This window comes from Dyella sp. 2YAF14 (assembly GCF_052114725.1).
Classification (GTDB): domain Bacteria; phylum Pseudomonadota; class Gammaproteobacteria; order Xanthomonadales; family Rhodanobacteraceae; genus Dyella.
Genome location: NZ_JBFRFH010000001.1, coordinates 54934 through 73902, shown reverse-complemented (window position 1 = coordinate 73902; position 18969 = coordinate 54934). Strand labels below are relative to the sequence as shown.

General features: G+C 64.6%; 19 protein-coding genes. 6 read left to right on the top strand and 13 right to left on the bottom strand.

Annotation, left to right across the window (positions count from 1 at the left end):
* The first annotated feature begins 60 nt into the window (after window positions 1-60).
* Complete coding sequence (locus AB4Y82_RS00365) at window positions 61-2811, top strand: putative bifunctional diguanylate cyclase/phosphodiesterase (RefSeq protein ID WP_441603429.1); 2751 nt, start codon at window positions 61-63, stop codon at window positions 2809-2811.
* 3 nt (window positions 2812-2814) lie between these two features.
* Here the strand turns inward: AB4Y82_RS00365 and msrA are convergent, their stop codons facing one another.
* Complete coding sequence (gene msrA, locus AB4Y82_RS00360; protein ID WP_441603428.1) at window positions 2815-3519, bottom strand: peptide-methionine (S)-S-oxide reductase MsrA; 705 nt, start codon at window positions 3517-3519, stop codon at window positions 2815-2817.
* A 176-nt stretch (window positions 3520-3695) separates the two neighbouring features.
* On the opposite strand from msrA, the gene AB4Y82_RS00355 reads away from it, so the two are divergent.
* A complete protein-coding gene (locus tag AB4Y82_RS00355; protein ID WP_441603427.1) occupies window positions 3696-4520 on the top strand; it encodes an arylamine N-acetyltransferase family protein in 825 nt (274 codons plus the stop codon).
* Here the strand turns inward: AB4Y82_RS00355 and AB4Y82_RS00350 are convergent, their stop codons facing one another.
* From AB4Y82_RS00350 to AB4Y82_RS00325, 6 genes are all read right to left on the bottom strand, one after another.
* Window positions 4521-4742, bottom strand: coding sequence for an RNA-binding S4 domain-containing protein (locus AB4Y82_RS00350; protein ID WP_441603426.1), 222 nt, complete (start codon window positions 4740-4742; stop codon window positions 4521-4523).
* Window positions 4743-4756: 14 nt separating this feature from the next.
* Window positions 4757-5191, bottom strand: a complete 435-nt coding sequence (locus AB4Y82_RS00345; RefSeq protein WP_441603425.1) for a barstar family protein — start codon at window positions 5189-5191, stop codon at window positions 4757-4759.
* On the bottom strand, window positions 5188-5613 hold the full coding sequence (locus tag AB4Y82_RS00340) for a ribonuclease domain-containing protein (protein WP_441611062.1): 426 nt from the start codon (window positions 5611-5613) through the stop codon (window positions 5188-5190). Before AB4Y82_RS00340 ends, AB4Y82_RS00345 begins: the two co-directional genes overlap by 4 nt.
* 63 nt (window positions 5614-5676) lie before the next feature.
* The gene (locus AB4Y82_RS00335) at window positions 5677-6519 is read right to left on the bottom strand and encodes a DUF72 domain-containing protein (protein ID WP_441603423.1); all 843 of its coding nucleotides are present in this window, start codon (window positions 6517-6519) and stop codon (window positions 5677-5679) included.
* An 87-nt stretch (window positions 6520-6606) separates the two neighbouring features.
* On the bottom strand, window positions 6607-7422 hold the full coding sequence (locus AB4Y82_RS00330; RefSeq protein WP_441603422.1) for a helix-turn-helix domain-containing protein: 816 nt from the start codon (window positions 7420-7422) through the stop codon (window positions 6607-6609).
* A gap of 49 nt (window positions 7423-7471) precedes the next feature.
* Window positions 7472-9907: a DUF3772 domain-containing protein gene (locus tag AB4Y82_RS00325; RefSeq protein ID WP_441603421.1), complete on the bottom strand. Its 2436-nt coding sequence runs from the start codon at window positions 9905-9907 to the stop codon at window positions 7472-7474.
* Window positions 9908-9993: 86 nt separating this feature from the next.
* Here AB4Y82_RS00325 and nfi point away from each other — a divergent pair, with 86 nt between their 5' ends.
* Window positions 9994-10683, top strand: coding sequence for a deoxyribonuclease V (gene nfi, locus AB4Y82_RS00320; protein ID WP_441603420.1), 690 nt, complete (start codon window positions 9994-9996; stop codon window positions 10681-10683).
* 3 nt (window positions 10684-10686) lie between these two features.
* Here the strand turns inward: nfi and AB4Y82_RS00315 are convergent, their stop codons facing one another.
* Together AB4Y82_RS00315 and AB4Y82_RS00310 are read right to left on the bottom strand one after the other, a co-directional pair.
* The gene (locus tag AB4Y82_RS00315; protein WP_441603419.1) at window positions 10687-11043 is read right to left on the bottom strand and encodes a Fur family transcriptional regulator; all 357 of its coding nucleotides are present in this window, start codon (window positions 11041-11043) and stop codon (window positions 10687-10689) included.
* A gap of 4 nt (window positions 11044-11047) precedes the next feature.
* Complete coding sequence (locus AB4Y82_RS00310; protein WP_441603418.1) at window positions 11048-11692, bottom strand: PadR family transcriptional regulator; 645 nt, start codon at window positions 11690-11692, stop codon at window positions 11048-11050.
* Window positions 11693-11994: 302 nt separating this feature from the next.
* On the opposite strand from AB4Y82_RS00310, the gene AB4Y82_RS00305 reads away from it, so the two are divergent.
* Together AB4Y82_RS00305 and AB4Y82_RS00300 are read left to right on the top strand one after the other, a co-directional pair.
* Entirely contained in the window at window positions 11995-13851 is a 1857-nt protein-coding gene (locus tag AB4Y82_RS00305) for an ABC transporter ATP-binding protein (protein WP_441603577.1), read from the top strand.
* Window positions 13852-13982: 131 nt separating this feature from the next.
* Window positions 13983-14510: a DUF6496 domain-containing protein gene (locus AB4Y82_RS00300; RefSeq protein WP_441603417.1), complete on the top strand. Its 528-nt coding sequence runs from the start codon at window positions 13983-13985 to the stop codon at window positions 14508-14510.
* Window positions 14511-14513: 3 nt separating this feature from the next.
* Here the strand turns inward: AB4Y82_RS00300 and AB4Y82_RS00295 are convergent, their stop codons facing one another.
* The 4 genes from AB4Y82_RS00295 to AB4Y82_RS00280 form a co-directional block, all read right to left on the bottom strand.
* Complete coding sequence (locus AB4Y82_RS00295; RefSeq protein ID WP_441603576.1) at window positions 14514-14957, bottom strand: PaaI family thioesterase; 444 nt, start codon at window positions 14955-14957, stop codon at window positions 14514-14516.
* Window positions 14958-14959: 2 nt separating this feature from the next.
* Complete coding sequence (locus AB4Y82_RS00290) at window positions 14960-15553, bottom strand: TetR/AcrR family transcriptional regulator (RefSeq protein WP_441603416.1); 594 nt, start codon at window positions 15551-15553, stop codon at window positions 14960-14962.
* Window positions 15554-15636: 83 nt separating this feature from the next.
* The gene (locus tag AB4Y82_RS00285) at window positions 15637-16263 is read right to left on the bottom strand and encodes a cytochrome b (RefSeq protein ID WP_441603415.1); all 627 of its coding nucleotides are present in this window, start codon (window positions 16261-16263) and stop codon (window positions 15637-15639) included.
* On the bottom strand, window positions 16263-17348 hold the full coding sequence (locus AB4Y82_RS00280) for a catalase family peroxidase (protein ID WP_441603414.1): 1086 nt from the start codon (window positions 17346-17348) through the stop codon (window positions 16263-16265). The genes AB4Y82_RS00285 and AB4Y82_RS00280 overlap by 1 nt, the downstream gene beginning before the upstream one ends.
* Window positions 17349-17820: 472 nt before the next feature.
* Between AB4Y82_RS00280 and AB4Y82_RS00275 the strand changes: the two genes are divergently transcribed.
* Window positions 17821-18939 (top strand): acyltransferase family protein, encoded by a 1119-nt coding sequence (locus AB4Y82_RS00275; protein WP_441603413.1) that lies wholly within the window; start codon window positions 17821-17823, stop codon window positions 18937-18939.
* Window positions 18940-18969: the final 30 nt, after the last annotated feature.

Below are 18969 nucleotides of genomic sequence, written 5' to 3'. Positions count from 1 at the left end.
TCGTCGACAGCGTGACGGGACGAGATGTAGCTTTATGGAGTGGTCGTGTAAAAGGACGCCATGGATTTGATCCGTAGCACCTCTCCAAGACCGCTGTCCCGGCGCTTGAGGCCATTGGCCTATGGGCTGGTGGCCGTCATCGGCCTGATTCTCATGCTTACCTGGGGAGCCCTCCAGGTCCAGGTCACTCTCGCCGGTTTCCTCAACGGCGAGAGTGTCTGGAGCAAGGCGCAGAAGCAGGCGGTGGTGGACCTGCTCGGTTATGCCCAGTCCGGCGATGCGGCCCGGCTGGCGGCCTTTCGCCGAAACTACGGACTATTGACGTCCGATGGCTGGGCGCGCGACGCGATCGCCTCGGGCCATTACGACCGCAAGCTCATCCACGATGCGTTCCAGCGCGGCAAGATCCTGCCGCAGGCCGAGCCCGGTATGATCTTCATGCTGCGCTGCTGCACCGATGTGCAGCACATGCACGAAGCCGTTTCGCTATGGCGTGCCGCCGATGGTCCGCTGGGCCAGCTCGATGGCGTGGCCAAGGAATTGAGCGAAGCCTATGCGCGCGGCCAGCCCGAGCCGGCATGGCTGCAGTGGCAGCTCGATCGGATCAACGGGCTCAACAACGATCTGGAGCCGCTCACCAACGGTTTCTCGCTGGAAGTGGCGCAGGGCGCGATCTGGCTCGGCAAGGTGCTGTTCGCGGCGGTGTTCCTCACCGCGTGCATCGCCTCCTTGCTGTGGCTGCGCATGGCCCAGCGCATCCTGTCGCGGATCCGCGGCACCGAGGAGCGCTACAGCATGCTGTTCAACAGCGCCGCCGATGCCATCCTGATGGTGGACGAAGAAAGCGGCCGCATCCTGGAGGCGAACCGCACGGCCTTGCAATGGACCGGTCGTGACGAGGACAAGCTCACCGGCGAAGCCCTGTCCACGTTCTTTACGCCGCTGCTGCACCGCGCCGATGGCGCCATCACCGGCGAGCTGCGCATGGCGGACGGCGAATTGCGCCCGGTGGAGATGCGCAGCAGCGTGACCCACTGGGGGGCGCAGAGCGTTCGCCAATCGATCCTGCGCGATATCACCGAACGGGTGAACCTGGAGCAGCAGCGACGCATCGCGTCGGAGGCGCTGGCCAGCATTGCCGAGGGCGTGATCATCGCCGAGGCGGATCGGCGCGTGACGCGCGTCAACGCCGCGCATATCCGCATGACCGGCTTCACCGTGCAGGCCCTGCAGGGGCTGCGTTTCGACGACCTGCGCTGCCTGGCCGACGGTTCGCCGCTGCCCAACTCGGTGTGGGACGTGATCGAGGCCGAGGGCAACTGGGTCGGCGAGGTACGCAGCCGCCGCATGGATGGCACCAGCTATCCCGAGCTGCTCAGCATCAGCGCCATCCGCAACCCGGAAGGCGAGGTGCAGCATTACGTGGCAGTCATCAACAACATCAGCACCGCCAAGGCGAACGAGCAGCGCCTGCAATACATGGCCGCGCACGACACGCTCACCGGCCTGCCCAACCGGGCCGAGTTCGAGCGTCGCTGCGTGCAGGCGGTGACGACTGCCGAGCGGGAGCGTGGCATGGCGGCCGTCGTGTTCATCGACCTGGATGCGTTCAAGGCGGTCAACGACAGCTACACCCATGCCATCGGCGATCACCTGCTGGTGAAGGTGGCCGAGCGCATCGTCTATGAGCTGGGCGATCGCGGCGTGGCGGGCCGCATCGGCGGCGATGAGTTCACCGTACTGCTGTCGGACCTGCATTCGCGCGAGCAGGCGAGCGCGCTGGCGGGTCGCCTGCTGACGGTGCTGTCGACGCCGTTTGCGGTGGGCGACTACGAGCTTGCGCTCAGCGCCAGTATCGGCATTGCCTGCTTCCCGCTCGACGGCACCGACGTGCCCACCCTGATCACCAATGCCGATGCCGCCATGTACGCGGCCAAGACCGAGGAGCGCAATGCGTTCCGCTTCTACTCGCCGCGCATGCAGGCCGACGCACGGCGCCGTATCGCGCTGGCCTCGGAACTGCGCAAGGCGCTGTCGGAGAACGAGTTCCGCCTGATGTACCAGCCCACGGTGGAAATGCGCACAGGCCGCATCGTGGCGGTCGAGGCGCTGTTGCGCTGGTATCACCCGCAGCGCGGGCTCATCGCGCCGGGCGAATTCATCCCGATGGCGGAGAAGCTCGGCCTGATCCGGCGCATCGACCAATGGGTGCTGCAGGCTGCCTGCGAGCAGATGTCCGCGTGGGACAAGGCCGGACTGCCGCCCTTGCGCATGGCGGTGAATGTGTCGGCGAACTGGTTTGGACAGGCCAACTTCGTCGACGAAATCCGCATGCTCCTTGAAGCGCGCCGCCTCGCGCCCGAGCGGCTGATGCTGGAGATCACCGAAGGCGCCATTCTTCGCCTGGGCGAGGAGATGGAGCGCACCCTGCACGCGTTGCACTCGTTGGGTGTGGGCGTGGCGATCGACGATTTCGGTACGGGCTATTCGTCGATGAGCTATCTGAAACTGCGCGCCATCGATTATCTGAAGATCGACCAGAGCTTCGTCGCCGGCCTGCCTGACGACGTCAGCGATGGCGCCATCGTCGAGTCCATGCTGACGTTGTGCCGCCGTCTGGATATCAGCCCGATCGCCGAAGGCATCGAAACCGAAGAACAACATCGCTTCCTGCTGCGTGCCGGATGCACCGAAGGGCAGGGCTTCCTGTATTCGCGTCCGGTCGAACCCGATGTGATCGCCCAGTTGCTCAGCCCCGGCCGGCGCCAGGGCAATTCCCACCTGCGCCTGGTGCCGCCCGAGGCTGGCTGATCGTCAGTGCAGCGTGACGCTGACTATTTCGCGGTCAGGCTGATAAAGCGTCGGAAACTGTTGCTGAAGATGCGTGACCTTCGGTGCATCGTTGAACACGATGTACGGTTCGTTCGGATGACGCTTCGCATAGTCCTGGTGATAGGACTCGGCGACATAGAAACCCTTCAGCGGCACCACCTGCGTCACGATGGGATCGGCATAGGCATGCGCGGCGCTCAGCTGGGCGATGTACGCGGTGGCAACGCGCTTTTGGTCGTCGTTGCCATAGAAGATCGCCGAACGATACTGCGTGCCCACGTCCGGGCCCTGGCGATTGAGCTGGGTCGGATCGGTGGCCACCGAGAAGTACACCTTCAGCAACTGGCCATAGCTGACCTTGCTGGGGTCGTAGACGATCTTCACGGACTCGGCGTGGCCGGTGTCGCCGTCGCTCACGCGATCGTAGTCGGCGGTATTGGCGGCGCCGCCGGAATAACCGGCCCACACTTTCTTCACGCCTTTGACGTGCTCGAACACGGCCTGCAGGCCCCAGAAACAGCCGCCGGCCAACACGGCCACCTGATCGCCCTGGGCGGGCGCGGCATCGACCGCCGGGTCGGGAATCACGGTGTTGTCGCCGGCGGCGGCCAGCGTGCAGGCGCCGAGGCCTGCCATCAGAACTAGCCCAGCGAGGGTGGGGAACAGCTTGAATCGGCGGATGCTCATGAACGAACGCTCCATCGAGGAGGGGGACGGCATGCCCGTAGGATCGCGGGCCTTGCTTCCTTATTCGCCGCCGGGTCGCTTCCGGTTACCTGCATCCTGACAGCTTGCGTCCGGCCGGGTGCAAAGGCCTCGCCAAGGCGGTGTTATCGTGCGGCTTTCTCGCCATGGAGGCCGCCATGCCGCACCAGCTTGATCTCGAGGGCTACCTGCAACGCATCGGGTTTGTCGGCGAGCCCAGGGCAGATGTAGCGACCCTGCGCGCGCTCGCTACGGCGCATATCGCGGCCATCCCGTTCGAGAATCTCGATCCGCTGCTGGACGCGCCGGTGTCGCTGGAGCTGGCGGCGATCGAAGACAAGCTGGTGAACGGCCAGCGCGGCGGCTACTGCTTTGAACAGAATGCGTTGTTCACCGCCGTGCTGAAGGCGGTGGGCTTCGATGTCACCGGGCTGATCGCCCGCGTGCTGTGGAACCAGCCAGAGGATGCCGAGAGCCCGCAAACGCATATGTTGTTGCGTGTGGAAGTGGAGGGCGAGAGCTGGCTGGCCGATGTGGGCTTCGGCAGCATGGCGCTGGGCGGCGCGCTGCGCCTGGTGGTCGATGAGGCGCAACCCACCTCGCTGGAGCCGTTCCGGCTCATCACCGACGGCGTGCAGTGGCGCATGCAGGCACGGGTGGGCGAACAGTGGCGCACGCTGTACCGGTTTCGCCTGCAGCCCGCGGAGCCGATCGATTATGTGGTCGGCAACCACTTCACCTCGACTTATCCCTCGTCGCTGTTCCGGCACAATCTCATCGTGGCGCGCACCCTCGCCGATCGCCGGCTCGCCCTGCGCAACCGCGAGTTCGCCGTGCATGCCCTGGGGCACGAATCGGTACGCCGCACGCTGCAGACGACGGACGAGATCAAGCGAGTGATCGCGGAGCAATTTGGCATCCGCCTGCCGGCATCGTCGCTGCTCGATGCCAGGCTCGCCGCGCTGCCGATGCCGGAGGCGTGATCAGTCCAGCGCGTTCACGTGGATGACGAAGTCTTCCAGCTGCACCACCTGGCCCGCGTGGATCTTGCAGGTCTTGCGCAGCTCCTGCTGGCCGTCCACATAGACCACGCCCGACGCCACGATGGCCTTGCCCGCGCCGCCGCTGTCGCACAGGCCGACCAGCTTCAGCAGTTGGTTGAGTTCCACGTAGTCGCGGTCCAGGTCGAAATCGATGTCTTGCATGGTGATGTGCTTACTCAGTCGTCGGTATCGTCGAAAGCGCTTTCGGGCAGCGCGAAGAACACGAAGAACGGGGCGCCGGCGTCCTGCCAGTAGTCGACCGCTTCCTCGAGAATATCCAGCAAGGTGTCGAAGTCGTCCTCGTTGCGGCTGCGCATCTGTTCGGCGTGGTCGAACAGCAGGATATAGCCGCTGGCCTTGAGCCAGGACAGGTCGCGCATGCTGTCGGCCAGTGCATCCCAGTTGCGGCCAAAGTCGGCGGGCAGCTGCAGCGCCCGGGTCAGGCGATCGAACAGCGCCTCGTGATCGGTGTAGTCAGCCAGGCTGATGCGGCATACGCGCAGACCCTGCATGCCGGCCGCTTCGGCCAGGGGCTCCAGATCCTCGCTGGTGACGAAGAAGATGCCGCCGTCTTCGGCATCGCCGAAATCGAGATCAAATTGCGCGCTCATCGGGATACCTCGAACTGGCGGAACGTACGGTAGTGGTCGTCGGTGTAGTAGTAGGTCTGCGGCGGCGTGCCGCCGGTGATGATGCGCCGCGCGCCGCGGTAATCGAGTCCCGGCGTGTCCACCGTGTACTCGTGGTAATACCCCTGGGGCCTGGCCGGCAGGCGCCCTTCGCGATTCTGGAACACCACGCCGTCCTGGCGATGCTCGTACGGACCGCCGTTGGCGATGCGCCGCAGGATGTCGGCCGCTTCCGGCGGCAGGAACGAAGGCAGCGAGTCGCTGCGCGTCGGTGCGGCGCCTGGCGCGGCCGCGCTTTGCGACGCCACGCTGCCGGGGGGCGCGGGTTCCGAGGTGTGGCGACCCCACAGCAGCGCCGCCACGGCCAGCACGACCAGCAGAAGCAATGGTTTGAGTGCGCGCATCACGAAACGCCTGGTCAGAGTGGCGCGAGTGTAGATCCTTCGGCGTGCCCAGGCACGCGGGCATCAGCCCTTTTTGTCCACCCGCCGCTGCAGCGACATGGCCGCGGCGGGATTGCGTTCCTTCGCGCTGCTGATGAAGTAGATGAATACATCGCGCGGCGCCTGAGCTTTCAAGGGCGCCGACACGTGCGGCAGATCCGGCAGGTCGTGGCCCTCGGCCCAGGCACGTGCGCGCGTGGTCCAGATATCCAGGTCGCCCGATGGATAGCCCGTCTCCAGCTGCGCTTCGCTGCGCATCAGCCGCGCATAGGCGAAGTCGCCGGTCAGGTCGGCCAGCGACGGATGCTCCGGCGAATCGGTGAATACGGTAGGGATGCGATACGAACGCGCCAGTTCCACGTAGCGCTCGTCGAGAAAACTGGGGTGGCGCACCTCCAGCACATGGCGCATCGGCTGGCCATTGAGTTCGCGCGGTAACAGATCGAGGAAGGCGGCCAGGTCGTTGGCATCGAACGGGCGCGTCGGCCTGAGCTGCCACAGCACCGGTCCCAGGCGATCGCCGAACTCGGCCAGGCCGCCAAATACGAAGCCATCGATACCGCGACCGGCATCGGCCAGTCGCTTGCCTTCGGTGACGTAGCGCGGCGCCTTCAGCGAGAACACGAAACCTGCCGGCGTTTCAGCCGCCCACTTGGCGTACGTCGTGGGCTTTTGCGCGCCGTAATACGTGCCGTTGATCTCGATGGCGCGCAGATGGCGGCTGGCGTATTCCAGTTCACGGCGCTGCACCAGGCCGGTGGGATAGAAGTTGTTGCGCCACGGGGCGAAGTTCCAGCCGCCGATGCCGACGCGGATACGCGATGCAAGGCCCTGCGCGGGAGCAGGCGAGAACAGGTCGGCAGACATGGCGGGGACTCGGAGGGGATGGCCGATCATGCCACGGGCGAGATGAAGAGAGGCATCAATCCGCCGTGATGGTAGCGGATACCGCCTTCAGTCCAGGGGCAGGTGATTGGGATACGGTCCGCGTGCCGCCATGAATGCCGTTGGCGTCATGCCGGCAAAGTCGCGGAACTCGTGCACCAAATGCGCCTGGTCGCCGTAGCCGCCGTCGATCGCCACGCCGCTCCAGTCCACGGCGGTCGATCGATAGACCGCATCCACCACGTGGCGAAAACGCATCAGTCGCGCATAGCGCTTCGGCCCCATGCCCACCTGCCGGCGAAATAGACGGCCAAAGCGATATTCCGACAGCCCGACATCGCGCACCAGCGGACCAATGCGTGCCACTTGCGGCCGTGCGCTGATCTGGTCCAGCGCATGCAACACCTCGGGGGCGAGTTGTGGTTTGCGCATATGGGCGAGCAGCCATTGCTCCAGCAGAGCGAGTCGCTCGTGCGGGCAGGGCGTGTCCAGCAACTGCTCGCGCAGGCGGTGGGCGCTGTGGCCGAAGATGTCTTCCAGGCCGATGTCCTGGCCGACCAGCGCTTCGTGGTCTTCGCCGGTGAAGGCATGCGCGCCACCGGGATGGAACACCGCGCCCATCACGCGTACCTGTTCGGCAGTGTCGATGATCTGGCTGCGCAGGCACGGTCCGCCGATCACCGAGGCGGCGGCGCGCAGGCAGCGGCGATCCGCGTCGTCGCTGTAGACGCGGGTCTCGTTCTCATGGAGGTTGATGATCAGCGCCGCGCCCGGCACCGGCAGCACGCGTTCGAAATGATGCGCAGCCGGCGGCATGTCCCAATCCCACAGGCGGGAAATCAGGGCGTTGAGCGGCGGCGCAGGTACGACGACGTGGTGTCCCATCGGCTGACTCCGGGTGACGCCCGGAGTTTAGGCCGATGCGGCATGGCTGTCAGGATGGCTTGCCGGGAAAGACGGTGGTCGACGGACTCGGCGCCGTCGCCGGATCGTGCTGCATGGTGCGTACCACCATGTCCTGCGGCGTGGTGAGCGGCAGATCGGCCTTGCGCAGGCGATCGAGGATCTCGAACAGCAGGTCGCTCTTGACCGTGCCCGAGTCGCGCGGATTGTTCACGTAGGCGGTGCACACGAACATCATCGAACCGGAATCGATGCTGTCCAGCTGCACGGTGGGCGCCGGCGTGTTGAGCGTCACCGAGTGATTGCGCAGGATGTCGAAGATGATCTGCCGCACCTTGTTCGGATCGGTGCCCAGCGGCATCGGCAGGCGGATCTGAACGCGGCCTTGCGCATTGGCGAGCGTCACATTGCGCACGTTCTGCGTGATCAGCTGCGAGTTCGGCACGATCACGGTGGAGCGATCGCCTTGCTGGATCTCGGTGGCGCGCACATTGATGCGCTTGATGTCGCCTTCCACGCCGCTGATGCTCACCCAGTCGCCGACCTTCACCGGTCGCTCGGCCAGCAGGATCAGGCCGGAGATGAAGTTCTGCACGATCGCCTGCAGGCCAAAACCGATACCCACGGACAGCGCACTGGCCACCCAGGCGATGCTTTGCACGTCCACTTTGAGCGCGCCCAGCACCAGCACGAACACCAGGATGCCGCCCACGTAACCGAGCAAGGTCACGATGGACATCTGCATGCCCACATCCAGCGACGTTTTCGGCAGCAGCTGCTTGCTCAGCCAGCGCTTGATCAGGCGCACGACGACGTAACCGACCACCAGCACCACCATCGCATTGAAGATGCTGGTGGGATTGATGGTAAGCGTGCCCAGCGAGAGGCCATTGAAGATGCGCGTGCCGCGATCCATCAGTTCGTTGGCGCCCGCACCATAGGGCGCCAGGATCAAGGGGATGGCGAACATCAACAGGAAGGCGCGGCCGACGCCGGAGAGTACGGTCGCGGTCTGTTCGAGGCGGGCCGGCGCGATGCCGAAATTTTCCTGCAGTCGTACACCGGTGCGGGAGTCGGGCGAGAGCACCGATTCGCACAGATCGTTGATCAGGTGCATGACCACATACAGCGCGGCGATCAAGAAACCCGCGCGCAGCATCTGCCGCGCCACATAGAAGGCGAGCGCGATATAGCCCGTGAACACCGAGATCAGGGTGATCAACATGCCCAGGAACGCGCACAGCACCAGCACACCCACCCACAGCGGCCGGGCTGCGGGTGTGGCGCCGCTGGTGAGCAGGGCACGGCGCGCGCGGCTCATCAGCACCAGCGCATAGGCCACCAGGCCGCCGATCAGCGTGGCCGCCAGCGCATTGGCGGCCATGGCGGTGGAGAGGCTGGCGCTGATGTCGTTGGTGACGCGTTCGATCACGCCCAGCAGCAAGGCGCTGTACGCCATCAGGCTGGGGAAGGGCCACAGCCGGGTCGCGAGGTTGTCGGAGATCGGCGGCAGGCGCCAGGATGGATGCTTCACCATCAACAGGGCACGGCCCAGGCCCGCCATGGTCGCGACGTAGAACATCAGGCGAACAATGGGGCGCACCAGCTCGTCCAGTTCCTCGTCGAACACGCCGTTCCAGTTCACCGCCAGATAGATCAGCCACGCGGCGATGCCATAGATCAGGGTCGTGCCGACGGTGACCACCACCGCCATGGCGCTGCGGCGCAGATGACCCGACGGCAGGTAACGCGCCGCGATGTCCAGCATCTTGTATTCGAAGACGCGCCGCCCACCCGCGAGCAGCGCGACGGCGGCAGTCAGGCACAGGATGAAGGGCAGGCGATTGCCCGGCTGCCAGGCCTGGGCGAGCGCGCCCTGCACGGACTGTGAGAGCTGCCGGAAGTTGCCGCTGTCATCAGGCAGGTTCTGCGCGAAGCGGCTCCAGAACGCCATGCTCAGCGGCGATGCGCTGCGCTGGCTGATCTGCGCCTGGAACAAGTTGCGGCGCAGCGCGGCGATTTCGGTGAGCAGCTGCTGGCTCTCGCGACTGAGCAGCTTGGACTGGGTGAGCTGGCCGGTGAGGTCGGTCTGGTCCTTGCTCAGTTGTTTGCGCTGGGCCGCCACTTCCGGCGTTTCCGCCGGGGCGCCTTTGGCCGGCGCCGGGCCGAGCACATCGAGCTTGGCTTTGAGCGCATCAGCCTGCGGAGCGAGGCTGGTGGTCAACTGGTCGGCTTGCTGCTGGATCGCCTGCGTCTTGCTGCGCGCGTCGGTGAGGATGTCGTCGGTGAGCTTGGTCTTGTCGGTCAGCGTCTTCTTGATCTGGTCGAGCTGTGTGCTCAACTGGTCAGGCGTGGCGAGCACGGTCTGCTGGATCTGCCCGTTGTTCTGGGTGTCCTGGGCCAAGACGGGAGAGGCGCCAGCGACGGCGAATAGAAGGATCAGCAGCAGACGAGACAGGATAGGCATGCGGGCATGATCCCGACCGGTCCTGAACCGGTCAATGAATAAATGTTTTGACGGTGTGTTCAGGCCCGGGCATTCACGCTCTCTTGATGAGCGCCTTCGACCTCGCCAACACCATGCCGCCCTGGGACGGAAACGTCGCCAAGGCACGCCTGCTTCAGTCCGAACTGGCCGCGCAGGTGCGGCTGGTGGACGACTATCCGCCACTGCGCCATGTCGCCGGCGTCGATGTGGGCTTTGAAGAGAGCGGTGCGGTGACGCGCGCGGCGGCGGTGTTGATCGATGCGCAGACGCTGGCGCCGATCGCCGAAGTGGTCGCGCGACAGCCGACGCGCATGCCCTATATCCCCGGGCTGCTCTCGTTTCGCGAGCTGCCTGCCTTGCTGCAAGCTTTGTCGGAACTGCCGGAATCGCCGGATCTGGTGTTCGTCGACGGCCACGGCATCGCGCATCCGCGACGACTCGGCATCGCCGCGCACCTGGGCGTGGTCACCGGCCTGCCGACCATCGGCGTGGCGAAATCGATCTTGGTGGGTGTGCACGAGGAAGTGGGGCCGCACCGTGGCGACCGTCAGCCGCTGGAGTACAAGGGCGAAGTGATCGGCTGCGTCCTGCGCAGCAAGGATCGCATCCGGCCCTTGATCATTTCGCCGGGGCATAGAGTGAGCATGGCCACTGCGCCGGAACTGGTGCTGGCGTTTGGTACGAAGTATCGGTTGCCCGAGCCTACGAGGCTGGCTGATCGGCTGGCGTCGCGGCGAGGAACCGTGCGCCGCTGACTTTCAGCTGGTCGCGCGAACCAGGCGATAACCAAACGCCGCCGCCAGCCGGGCTACGGCAGCGATCGCTTCGGGCTGCCGCGACACTGATCCGCTCGATGCGCCCAGTCGCCAACGCGCTCGCTCGTGCGCCACGGCACGCGAACTGGCCAACCCGTGCTGCTCCAGTTCGCGCAGAAAGCGATACACCGTGCCGAGACTGGTGTGTGGCTCCAGCGCCTGCGCGCGACACATCAGTTCCACCGCATCCGGCTCGTCACTCGCCTCGTGCAGCACCCGCCAGATCGCCAGGCGCGGTGGCGTGGCACGCATGCCCGCCTGCGCCAGCAGCTGATGAACGTCGGCCGGCGCAGTGGACATGGCGTCAGGCATCCTTGTTGCCCTTGGCGATCTCTTCCGCGGCCTTGCGGATGATGTCGCCGATGCGCTTCACTTCATCCGCGTTCCACGGGCCGCCGTGCATGAACAGCGCACGCTTGAGGCTGTGCATGGCCTCGCGCAAGGCCATCGGGGCGGCAGCGCGGGCAAACATCTTGGCGGTCTGCTCCATGCGCGACATCACCGTGTCCACGGCTTCCTTGTTTTCGGCGAGAAACGCCTTGCCTTCGGCCGTGATGGTGTAGAGCTTCTTGCCGCCGTCGTTTTCCACGCTCGCGTGACCCAGCTCCTCGAGCAGGGTGAGGGTGGGATAGACCGCGCCGGGGCTGGGCGAGTAGGCGCCGTCGAACATCTCCTCGATGGTGCGGATCAGTTCGTAGCCATGACGCGGCTGTTCGGCGATCAAGGCGAGCAGGATCAGCTTGAGGTCGCCGTGGCCAAACACGCGGCCCCCGCGGAAACGTCCACCCATGCCACCCCAGCCGCCTTCACCCTCGTCGTCCCCGAAGCCCCGACCGCGTCCCCGGCCACGGCCCATGCCGATGGCCTCGCGAGCCCAGGCATCGCGGCCTTCGTGGCAGTGGTGGTGATGGTGCGCGTGGTGCCGATCGAACAAATGACGAAATCCCATGACTAACTCCGATATATCGTAAGTAACAGTCTTAAGATATATCGTGAGTTTCGAAAAATGCAAGTGCGCGCCCATGACGGCGCCCCTGTCCCCCCTTGTGGGAGCGCACCCTGTGCGCGAACGCGGCGCGAGAGCGCCGCCCCGATCGACCCGCCGCCGCAGTCGCGCACAGGGTGCGCTCCCACAAAGGCACGGCGGGCCTGGAGGGCGCCGCGCCTTGAAACTCCCGTGACTTGCCTTCACCCAAGTGCTATCAAGCGCCTCCTCCCGCGCCGCCGCCTCCCAAGGACGACCTCCCCATGCTGTTCCGCTGGTTCGAATCGCTGATCGACGCGTTCCGCGAACCCGTCGACGGCATGCCGCCGTCGTCGGTCTGGCGCTTCTACGTGTTTTATCTGCGCCAGGTGTGGCCGGTGTTCGCCGCCGCGCTGGTGGTGGGCTTTGGCGTGGCGCTGGTGGAGGTGTCGCTGTTCGGCTTCATCGGCAGCATCGTGGATATGGCCAAGGGTGCGCCGGTCGCCGACTTCTTCCACCTGCACGGCAACGAACTGCTGTGGATGGGTTTCGTGGCGCTGATCGCACGCCCGATCCTGATCGGCGCGCACGACCTGCTGGTGAACCAGGCCATCGTGCCCAACCTCACCAACCGCATCCGCTGGCAGAACCATCGCTATGTGATCCGCCAGAGCCTGGGCTTTTTCCAGAACGACTATGCCGGTCGCATCGCCAACCGCATCATGCAGACCTCAGGCGCGCTGCGTGAATCGGCGGTGCAGATCGTGGATGCGATCTGGTACGTGGCGATTTACACCGGCAGCGCCATTTTCATGTTCGCCAAGGCCGATGTGTGGCTCGCCGTGCCGCTGGTGGTGTGGCTCATCGCCTATGTGGCCACGCTGCGCTATTTCGTGCCGCGCACCAAGGAGCGCTCATGGCGCCAGTCAGAGGCGCGTTCGCGCCTGATGGGGCGCATCGTCGATGGCTACAGCAACATCCTCACGCTGAAGTTGTTTGCGCATACGCAGCGCGAGGAGGCCTATGTGGCCGATGCGATGGGCGAACAGATCAGGCGCATGCGCGCGATGACGCGCCTGACCACGGCCATGGACGCGACCATCACCACCTTGAACGGTTTTCTGATCGTCGGCACCTCGGCGCTGGCGCTATGGCTATGGAGCCAGGGCAAGGTCACCGTGGGCGCGATTGCGCTGAGCACCGGCCTGGTCATCCGCATCAACAACATGTCCGGCTGGATCATGTGGGTGATCAACGGCATCTTTGAAAACGTCGGCACCGTGCAGGACGGCATCGAGACCATCTCCAAGCCCCGCACCGTGCAGGACCGCGACGGCGCCATGCCGCTGGAAGTGACTGAAGGCGCCGTGCACTTCGAAGACATCCACTTCCACTACGGCAAGAAGGGCGGCGTGATCGCCGGCCTTGATCTCAAGGTGCGCGGTGGCGAGAAGATCGGCGTGGTCGGCCCCTCCGGCGCCGGCAAATCGACTCTCGTGAATGTGCTGTTGCGCCTGTACGACCTTGAAGCGGGGCGCATCCTGATCGATGGCCAGGACATCGCCCAGGTGGCGCAGGAAAGCCTGCGCGCGCAGATCGGCGTGGTCACGCAGGACACCTCGCTGCTGCATCGCCCGATACGCGACAACCTGCTGTACGGCCGACCCGATGCCACCGAGCCGCAGGTGATCGAAGCCGTGCGCAAGGCGCGCGCCGAGGAATTCATTCCGCAACTGGTCGATGGCGAAGGCCGCGTGGGTTACGACGCGCACGTGGGCGAGCGCGGCGTGAAGCTCAGCGGCGGCCAGCGCCAGCGCATCGCCATCGCTCGCGTGCTGCTGAAAGATGCGCCGATCCTGATCCTGGACGAAGCGACCTCGGCACTGGATTCGGATGCCGAAGCGGCGATCCAGGACAGTCTGGAAGTGCTGATGCGCGGCAAGACCGTCATCGCCATCGCCCACCGCCTGTCCACCATTGCGCGCATGGATCGCCTGGTGGTGATGGACAAGGGTGAGATCGTGGAAACCGGCACACATGCGGAACTGATCATGCGTGGCGGCCTCTATGCGCGTCTCTGGCAGCGCCAGACCGGTGGTTTCGTGGCGGCGGAGGATCCGGCCGAGGACAACGCGCTGGCGTGAAAGCGGGCGAGCATGTCGCAGCCACTGCTGCCATCGCTGTGAATATTCGCCAGTGGCCTGAGCTTTATTTTGTTCTGCATTTCACGGGCATCACCGCAGCATGGTCGGTGCACACGCAGTGGAGTTTCGACATGCCTACCGAACGCGCTTTGGCTCGCGCCCGCAAAGATCAACGCCAGGGCAAGTCGGCCAGCACCCAGGCCGGCGAGTTCGTGCGCGAGGAAATTGAGCGCATCCGCGAAGGTGTGCATGGCGCGCGTTCGCCGGAACAGGCCATTGCGATTGGCCTGTCGCAGGCGCGCCGCGCGGGCATCGATGTGCCGGCGCAGAAGGGCGCCAAGAGCACCCGCAAGAAACCGGTCGCCAAGAAGCGCGCGATGACAAAGGCCGCCTCAGCCAAGCGCAGTCGAGCGACATTACAGGCGCTCAAGCGCGAGAGCACGGCGTCGGCTTCGCATGCCGCGCTGTCCAAGCACGCGCGCAAGGCCGCCGCTGCCCGCACCCCAGCCGAACGTTCCGCCGCGGCCAAGAAGGCCTCGCGAACCAAGGGGCCTGCAGTACGCAAGGCCGCGGCGAAGAAGGCCGCTGCGACCAGCAGCCGAGCGGCGGGCGCCGTGCGTGCAGCACGTACGCGCGCCATGCGCTCACGCGCGCGCTGACTGCTAGCGGTCGAAGACCAACAGGGTTGAGGTGGCCGTACCGTACAGGCGGCCCTGGGCGTCCATCAGGCTGGCTTCCGCGAAGGCCACGCGGCGCCCCATGGTGCGCACGCGGCCCTCGGCGCGGACGCGACCCGTATCGCGTGTCATCGCTTTTTGGAAGGTGACCTTGAGCTCCAGCGACGTATACGCCTGCTCCGCGGTGAGCCGCGAATGCACCGCGCAGCCGCATGCCGAATCCAGCAGCGTGGCGAAATAGCCGCCATGGACGATGCCCATCGGGTTGTACGCATGCACGCCGGGCACACCTTCGAATGCCGCGTAGCCTTCACCCACGTCCACGAGATCGAAATCCAGCGAGTCGCCGATGCCCGGGCGCTGGCCCGAGGCGATGAATGCGCGCAATTGCTCCAGCCCGCTAAGGCCCTGGCCGATCTCGGTAATCATGCTCACGATGCGGACTCCAGGCCCAGGCGCTGTTTCAGCAGGTGCCGCGAATCGGCCAGGATCGCATCAGAACGCTTGGCGTCCGTCTCCACCCTGGCCAGCGACAAGGCGCCGACCAATTCGGACACGGTGGAACGAGCCAGGGTCTGCGGATCGCTATAGCCCAAGGCGGTGAATCGCTCCGCCATGGCGTCGGTGAGACGGCGCGCGCCGTCGGCAAACAGCGCACGGGTCTGCTCGGGGAGGCGCGGCAGATCAGAGGCCAGCGCAGCCATGGGACAGCCGCTGGCGCGCGCGTCGCGATGCTTTTTCGACAGATAGAAATCGATGTAGTTGGCCAGCCCCTGGGCGGGGGCGTGGCCTTCCATCTCATGCTTCAGGCGCGCACGCGACTCCTCGAACATCTGCTCGATCGCCGCCGTGACCAGTTCATCCTTGGACTTGAAGTGGGCATAGAAGCCGCCGTGGGTGAGACCGGCCTCGGCCATTACGCCGGCGACGCCAATGCGGTCAGGACCGTCCTGACGGATCGCCTTGGCCGCCACTTCCAGTACTTTGCTGCGGGTTTTCTGTTTGTGTTCGGCGTCGTAACGCATGGCCGCTCCACGTAGTTTGTATGATTTCAATCATACTATTGACAGCGGACATCGCAAGTGGCAGCGCCTGAGACGCCGCCGAATCACGCACGGGGCGGCTCGTTCGACGGCGGTTCGGTCGCGGCAGGGGCCACGACCACCGGTTCCACGATCACCGTTTCACGCCGCGGGAAGGTCATGCTGGGCAGCACGTCGTCGCGTCGGATCAGCCCGTGGTAGAGCGCGGCGCCCATATGTCCGAGTACGGTGACGAACAGCAGATAGGCCAACCATCGATGCGTGACTCGTAGCCACGCATAGGTTTCGCCGTCGAACGAAAGCAGCGGCGGCAGATGCAACGAACCACCGAGCGAAATCGGGTAACCGCCCGCCGAAAGCATCGCCCAGCCCACCAGCGGCAGCGTGAGCATCAGCGCATACAGCACCCAATGCGAGGCATGCGCCACCCACTGCATCAACGGCGGCATATCGGCCGGCAAGGGCGGCGGCGGGTGGCGCCAGCGCACGGCAAGGCGGATCAGCGCCAGCACGAAGATGGTGGCGCCCAGCGGCTTGTGGAGGGCGAGCAGCCATTGGTGTTTTTCCGACACGGTCGACACCATGCCCACGCCAACGAACAGCATGGTGAGGATCAGCAAGGCCATCAGCCAGTGCAGCAGGCGCGCGAGCGGATGAAACGCGCCGGGATAGGTAGCGTGCTTGGCATTCATCACGGGTGCTCCGAGGGCGTGGTCGCGCGCGCGGCGCCGGGGACATGCGCTTCTTCGCTGGTGCGGCGCAGATAGGACACGGCATAGGCCGCGGAGCGCGCTGGCAGCAGCGGGTCGTCGGAGATTTCGATGCCTGCGGGAACGATGGTCGGGTCGTAATTCACATCGCGGCAGGGGCCGCTGTCCTGCGGCTGCTCGCTTTCGATCACCAGCGTGCCCGCGTCGATCGTGTGGCGATCGGCGGGCCATTGCTTGGTCGCGTCATTGGTGGGATCGCCGGGCTCGGCCAGGGTTACGCGCAGCTGCCAACGCTGTGGTCCTTGCGCCAATCGCTGCTGCAAGTCCTTGGCCAGATAATCCGGGTCGCCGGCTTGCGGGCCGGTGCCGGCATCGTCGTTCGCGACAGGGGTGACTTTCCAGCGCACCGCGTGGCGCTTGCCGGTGCCATCGACGAAATAGAACGCGTTGAGCCCCTCGTAGGTCTCGGTGACAAAACTCGCCGAGGGCTTGGCCGTTTTCACCCAGGCGAGAAATGCACCGGTCTCCGGGTGTGAGGCGAAGAAGGCGCCAACCTTCTTGGGATCGGGCTTGCCGGTTGCCGGGTCGGGCAGGGTGGCCACCAGTTGCTCGTAAAACGCCTGCGGCGTCGCCACCGGGAACACCGGCATGCTGTTCATGCCAGTGCGCCACTGCTGGCCATTGGGTAACGCAAAGCGCAGCGCAAAGCTGCGGATCGGCACGCTGCTGTCGGGCGCATAAGGATTGCCGCCGGGCAGGGCAAAACGGCCCACCACGGGCGTGCGACTACCGGCCGTAAACACGCTGGCCGTGGAATACGCCGCGGCCTCACCATTGCTTTCGAAATAACCCGCCACGCACACACCCTTGGCGTGATTGCGCCGGAAGCCGGGATGCACGCCACCGCCTTCCTGCAGCGTATCCACCAATCGACGCGACGTCAGTCTTTGCGGCGTCAGCCAGCCGGCCACATAGGCAAACGCGCCGGCGAGCACGGCCACTGCAAGGCCGATAACCAGCCACCTCAAGGGTTGATGTGAAGGTGGCTGACGAGATGGATCGGTCATGCGGCGCTCCCGGGATCGCAGGTTGGATATCCTCACTTCGTCGGACGGCAGCAGCCGGTTACCTCGGTGCCACGCGGCGTCTCCACGCCGGCTGAGCATAGGCTCCGGGGCAGTGAAGGGGTCGTAGTGGTTAAAACCTGCCACCGGTTGCAAGTTGATGTCAAAGCGAGGAATTTTGGCCGAGTGAACGTCCGAGTCGGAGCCTCAGTGCCGCGGCCAAGAGCCATTTGAAGTCCAATGACCGAGCTACCGCCCATCGTGGGGTAGCGGCATGGCAACGCATTCGATCGTGCCGGGCACTCACTCAGCGTAGCGATGAAGCAGTCCCACCGTCGCGAGCAGCACCGATGTATGGTGACGCCCAGTGTGCGTGCCCACATTGGGAGGAAGCCGAAAATGCCGGCTCAACCGGGTTTCAAGCTCGCCGTTCGGATAGCGACATGTTGAACGCGTCGAGCCATCGGCAGCCCGCATGAAGGTCAGGTTTGCCCATCAGCTGCGCGCGATTGCGGCGCTATCGGTGGTCATCAACCACTATTGGGGCATCTTCTTTGCGCCCGGCGTGCGCGCGTTGATCGGGACGCCGGCCAGTTTTGTGCCGTTGAAGCCGGCCTATACGCAGCACGTATTGTCACCGGCATGGGGCGGATTCTTCTACGGCGTTTTCGGTGTCGCCGTGTTTTTCCTGATAAGCGGATTGGTCATACCGATCAGCCTTAGGAATATTTCGACCGGTCAATTTCTGACGAGGCGGTTTTTCCGCATTTATCCCGTCTACTGGTTCTGCCTGTTGATCAGCATCGCCCTGTATTTCATCTGCTCGTGGTACTGGTCGACACCGTTGTCGGACAGAATCAGCCTCTTGTTCCTGGCAAGAAATATCCCGCTCGTCCATAGCGCGGCTGGTTTGCCTTCATTGGACTTCGTGAGCTGGTCGCTTGCGGTGGAGCTCAAGTTCTATGTGGTCTTTGCGCTGATAAACATGCTCGGGAGAAGTGCTCATCAAGTCATGCGGCTGTCCATTGGATTCATGATCGTGTGTTGCCTGGTTGCTTTCTTCTCGACCCATGGAATGAATTCACCATCCCTTGTTTCATATGCGGTATCGGACATGAAGTTCATCATATTCATGTTCCTTGGCTGCCTGTTTTACTACGTTCTCTATCGCGAGCTCAGCGCAAAGGTTGCGCTTGGTTACGGGGTCATCATCTATGGCTTGTTCGTGACGATCAATTCCTTCTACGCGACAGGACTCTTCGGGGCGCTGACGAAAAACTACACTTATGCGTTGATGCTGTTTTCACTGTGCTATCTGCTCCGAGGCAGGTTCAAGGAAAACGCGATACTCGACTTCCTGGCCGACATCAGCTTTCCGCTCTATCTGGTTCACTCCATGATCGGCTACGTCGCCATGCCCATCCTGATCAGCAGGGGCATAACCTTCACGTTCGCCTGGATGATCAGCCTGGGCCTGACCATCCTGGTCGCCTTCCTTGTCCACAGGTATGTCGAAGTCCCCGTGAACAACTTCGGCAAGAAGCTGTCCAGCCCCAAGGAGAAAGGGGCAGCCGAGTACTGCCGTTTGGCTTGATTGCATGCGCGATCAAGGCCATCGAGCCGG